5 protein-coding genes and 1 other annotated feature are annotated in these 4,843 nt (G+C 42.3%); of the genes, 1 reads left to right on the top strand and 4 read right to left on the bottom strand.

The features are described from left to right. The first annotated feature begins 105 nt into the window (after positions 1 to 105). Positions 106 to 693, top strand: a complete 588-nt coding sequence (locus JQM82_RS14310) for a TetR/AcrR family transcriptional regulator (RefSeq protein ID WP_235251073.1) — start codon at positions 106 to 108, stop codon at positions 691 to 693. Between the two features lie 99 nt (positions 694 to 792). Here the strand turns inward: JQM82_RS14310 and JQM82_RS14305 are convergent, their stop codons facing one another. The 4 genes from JQM82_RS14305 to leuS all read right to left on the bottom strand — a co-directional run bounded on the left by JQM82_RS14305 (position 793) and on the right by leuS (position 4,369). Then, positions 793 to 1,407, bottom strand: a complete 615-nt coding sequence (locus JQM82_RS14305) for a TetR/AcrR family transcriptional regulator (protein ID WP_235251072.1) — start codon at positions 1,405 to 1,407, stop codon at positions 793 to 795. A 3-nt stretch (positions 1,408 to 1,410) separates the two neighbouring features. After that, positions 1,411 to 1,551: a hypothetical protein gene (locus tag JQM82_RS16430; RefSeq protein WP_331472920.1), complete on the bottom strand. Its 141-nt coding sequence runs from the start codon at positions 1,549 to 1,551 to the stop codon at positions 1,411 to 1,413. 2 nt (positions 1,552 to 1,553) lie between these two features. Next, on the bottom strand, positions 1,554 to 1,787 hold the full coding sequence (locus JQM82_RS14295; protein ID WP_235251071.1) for a hypothetical protein: 234 nt from the start codon (positions 1,785 to 1,787) through the stop codon (positions 1,554 to 1,556). Between the two features lie 152 nt (positions 1,788 to 1,939). Further along, the gene (gene leuS, locus JQM82_RS14290) at positions 1,940 to 4,369 is read right to left on the bottom strand and encodes a leucine--tRNA ligase (protein ID WP_235251070.1); all 2,430 of its coding nucleotides are present in this window, start codon (positions 4,367 to 4,369) and stop codon (positions 1,940 to 1,942) included. A gap of 62 nt (positions 4,370 to 4,431) precedes the next feature. Then, positions 4,432 to 4,656, bottom strand: a binding site (T-box leader). Between the last annotated feature and the right edge of the window lie 187 nt (positions 4,657 to 4,843).

The following is a 4,843-nucleotide window of genomic DNA, read 5'->3' as shown; positions in this document are numbered from 1 at the left end:
ATTATGTACTGTACTATATTCTCAATTATATCTTCACAAGTGCATCTTGTCAACCAATTAACGATATGATAAAGTAAAATACAGAAAGAAGAGGTGCACAAAATAATGGATACACAAAAAAAGAACGCAAAAGATAAAATAATCGAAGTTGCTTGGAAATTATTTCTAGAAAAAGGATATGAAGAGACAACTTTAAACGACATTCTCAAAGAATCAGAAACTTCACGCAGCGGATTTTATCATCATTTCCATGCAAAAGAAGATTTGCTTTTCCGAATGGCATCATTCTTTGATTCCAATTACTCTGAGTGGCTGGAGACCATTGATGCTGACATGGGTGCTGCTGACAAATTACTGGCATTTGATAAATATACTTCAAGATTACTCGAAGATTCTCCATACCGCAGTTTTTTACCACAATTGTACGGATATGAGGTGATGAGTTCCAATGAACGCTTTATTCTCAGTGAAAATCGTCCATACTATCAGGTTATATTATCTCTGTTTCAGGAGGGGCAGAAAGACGGAACCATATCATCCGAACGTTCCGCCAATGATTACACACATACCTATGCACGAATCCAGCGTGGTGTTGTCTATTGCTGGCTTCTGGAACGCTGTTCGTACTCGTTATCAGATGAATCACAGAATCTGATAAAACTATTTATTAATTCTCTCAAAATCCCCCAATAAGCCTAAAAAGCCGTTGTCTGTGTTTCTACATTTCCAGGATCACAGGCAACGGCTTTCTTACATTTCACAATGAATGAACTCCAACTCACAATCTTTTCTCTATTTCTTTTTATAAATATGGTAAAACTCTTCTATCTGTTTATCCAGTACCCGCAAAGCTTCTTCCACATCACTTTCTTCCTGATATTTGCTGAGCAGAAAGTAAATGGGTGCATAAAAGTTTACAGCAACCACTTCCGGATCCGCCTCCCGGAATGCTCCCTGACGGATCATCTCGGCGAACAGCTCTGTCTGATACTGAATACTCTGTTCAAAAAAGATGCTTCTGTATATATGATAGATTTCCCGGTTCTGATATTGTTCCATCTGAGACAGACGCCAGAAGCGGGACATGAATTCATCTTTCAGATAAAACAGAAATGCCTTGCGGCTGATTCTCTGTAATTCCTGTAAAGAAAGATCTCTGTATGCTGCCATCACAGAATCTTCGTCGATATTCTGCGGAATCCCAAGCGTTCCTGACAATTCTTCCATACGGCGTTTCATCTGGTCCACGATTGCATCCAGAATCTCCTGTTTGCTTTTAAAATGTTTATAGATGGAACTGTCCTTGATGCCCACTGCATCTGCGATATTTTTCACAGTGGTTCCCTTAAATCCCTGTACAGAAAACAGAGTCAATGCTTCATCCACGATTCTTTCTTTGGTAGTCATTCCTTAAGCACCTCCCAGCAGACGTTTTACTTCTTCTTCCTGTTCAAACAACACGCAGCCTCCGATATGCTCCCGTTCCAGATGCCCCTCCTCCCGGAGCCTTACAAATAACGGAGAATTCAGTGACTCCTTCAAAGATATCATTTTCAAACTGGTATCGGAATACGGCGAAAACGGGCAGGGTTCTGCTCCACCGGCTGCATTAATGTGAAAGAATCCTCTTCCTGTGTCCTTCGAATCTCCCTCGCCCGCCTGCTGTCCTTTGCATACTGCATCATAAAGATACTTTCCTTCGGATTCTGCAGTGAAGCCTTCAGAATCCCCTTTATAATTCGCTCCACACCGTGACTTAGATATTCTTCAAGATTCCATTCTGACATATTGTATCTTCCTTCATTATTCTCCTTTCAAAAAGGAAAAGCTAGTGATTACTAGCCCCATTATAAGGCTAGTAATCACTAGCTGTCAATACGAAATGTTATACAGAAGAAAAACATCACTCGATAGAAAAGTTTTTCTGTTTTCTCCTATATTACTTCTGTACAATATTAATGATCTTCTTCGGAACATAGATCTCTTTTACGATCGTTCCTGTCAGCTTATCTGCGATTGCGGCTTTTCCGGCTGCAATTGCATCTTCTTTGGAGATATCTGCTGAGATGGAGATGACAGCTTTTGTCTTGCCATTAATCTGTACCGGCACCTCGATCTCATCATCTTTCATAGCTTCTTCATCATAGGTCGGCCATCCGGCTTCAAATACACTGCCTTCATGTCCTAACTGCTCCCAGATCTCCTCGGCAATATGTGGTGCAAACGGAGACAAAAGCACTGCCATGGTAGAAAGTGTCTCTTTATCGATGCCACCTTCTTTTTTAGCGATCTCGATCAGTTTGTTGTTATGCTCCATGAATCCGGAGATTGCAGTATTCAGGCTGAAGCTTTCCAGACGTTTGGTAATATCACATACCAGTCTATGGCGTTCTTTGATCATCTCTTTGGTCGGCTGAATATCTGCATCCTTGCTGTCCATCACCAGATTCCATACACGCTTCAGGAAGCGGTTTACACCGTCGATTCCACGGTCATCCCACTCTGCATCCAGTTCCGGTGGTCCTACGAACAGCTCATACATTCTCAGGGAATCACAACCGTAATCTCTGACAAGATCATCCGGAGATACGACATTTCCTTTGGATTTACTCATCTTAATACCGTTCTTACCGGTGATCATTCCCTGATTGAACAGTTTCTGGAACGGTTCATCAAAGTCTACCACACCGATATCATATAAGAACTTCGTGTAGAAACGGGAATACAGAAGGTGAAGTACAGCATGCTCTACACCACCGATATACATATCTACCGGAAGCATCTCATCTGCTTTTTCTCTGGACACCAGTTCTTTATCATTGTGATTGTCTACATAGCGAAGGAAATACCAGGAAGATCCCGCCCACTGCGGCATGGTATTGGTCTCTCGTTTTGCAGGTTTTCCACATACAGGACAGGTACAGTTTACCCATTCTTCAATGCCCGCAAGTGGTGATTCTCCTGTTCCTGTCGGCTCATAAGATTCTACCTCCGGCAGACGAAGCGGTAATTCTTCCTCCGGTACCGGTACGCATCCACAATCCGGACAATGTACGATCGGGATCGGCTCGCCCCAGTAACGCTGACGGGAGAATACCCAGTCACGCAGCTTGTAATTCACCGTTGCACGTCCGATACCACGCTCCTCGATAATGTGTGGCGCTTCTTTCTTAAGAACAGCGGACTCCATACCATTCCACTCGCCGGAATTGATCATGGTTCCGGAAGCTTCTGTATATGCTTCTGTCATATGTTCGATTTCTTTTCCGTCTTTTGCGATAACCTGAATGATCGGAATACCAAACTTGGTTGCGAACTCGAAGTCACGGTCATCATGTGCAGGTACACACATGATTGCTCCTGTACCATAATCAGCAAGTACATAATCAGACAGCCAGATCGGTGTCTTTTCTCCATTTAACGGATTGATCGCATAACTTCCGGTAAATACACCTGTCTTTTCCTTATCCTGCATACGATCGACATTAGACTTCATGGAAGCTTCAAAAATATACTTTTCTACAGCATCTCTTGTCTCATCTGTTGCAAGACTCTTCGCAAGTTCGTGCTCCGGTGCAAGGACCATAAATGTCGCACCATACAGTGTATCCGGTCTTGTTGTATATACCGTAATCTTCTCTTCTCTTCCTTCTACAGGGAAATCAACCTCTGCACCATAGGATTTTCCGATCCAGTCAGCCTGCATCTTTTTCACCTTTTCCGGCCAGTCCAGTTTATCCAGATCATTTAAAAGTCTGTCCGCATATTTGGTAATGCGAAGCATCCACTGACGCAGATTCTTCTTGGTAACCTCGGTACCGCAGCGTTCACATTTTCCATTTACAACCTCTTCATTTGCAAGACCTGTCTTACAGGACGGACACCAGTTGATCGGAAATTCTTTCTCATAAGCAAGACCTTCCTTGAACATCTTTACAAAGATCCACTGTGTCCACTTATAGAATTCCGGATCTGTCGTATTCACTTCTCTGTCCCAGTCATACAGCGCAGCGATCTCATTGATCTGACGTTTGATATTCTTAATATTCTCTTCTGTAGAGATTGCCGGATGCACCCCCATCTTAATCGCATAGTTTTCTGCCGGAAGACCGAATGCATCCCACCCCATTGGATGGATAATATAATATCCCTGCTGCAGTTTATAACGGCTCCATACATCAGAGATTACATACCCTCTCCAATGTCCTACATGAAGACCATTTCCTGATGGATATGGAAACATATCCAGACAGTAATACTTCTGTTTCTTATTGCCATTCTCATCATATTGTACGTTTACCGGGTTTTCTTCCCATTTTTCACGCCATTTTTTTTCGATTGCCTTATGATTATAAGGTGTTTTTGACATTTTTCTGTTCCTCCTGTTTTTCTTCCTGGTATATTCACACGTAACAAAAGCCTTTCCATCTCTTAAGAGACGAAAAGGCTGAATTTCCGTGGTACCACTCTTCTTCACCAACGATGTACCGTCAGTGCACTCATCTTCTCCTGTAACGGGAAGAACCCGCTTCTGCCTACGCTCTCATTCAGCAGAAGAACTCAGAGGCGAGTTGGGAGATTACGCTTGCTGCCTTGCACCGTCCGGCAGTTCTCTGAAAACGATAGGCTCTTAATACTCCTCTTCAACGTTTTTCGTTTATACATTTGCCTATATATTATAAGAAGAATGTTAAAATAAGTCAACCCCCAACCACAATTATCTTACATCATTTTCTAAAATCCGGATGCCATTTTCTGATCTTCGTATATCGTCTCAGATAGTTAAAAATATCTATTTTTTAGGTTGTTCACGAGTAATGTTTAGTGTATAATAGATATAAGC

Source organism: Faecalicatena contorta (assembly GCF_021531995.1).
GTDB lineage: Bacteria > Bacillota > Clostridia > Lachnospirales > Lachnospiraceae > Dorea_A > Dorea_A contorta_A.
The sequence above is the reverse complement of the archived record's forward strand: the minus strand, read 5'-3'. Positions and strand labels throughout refer to the sequence as shown.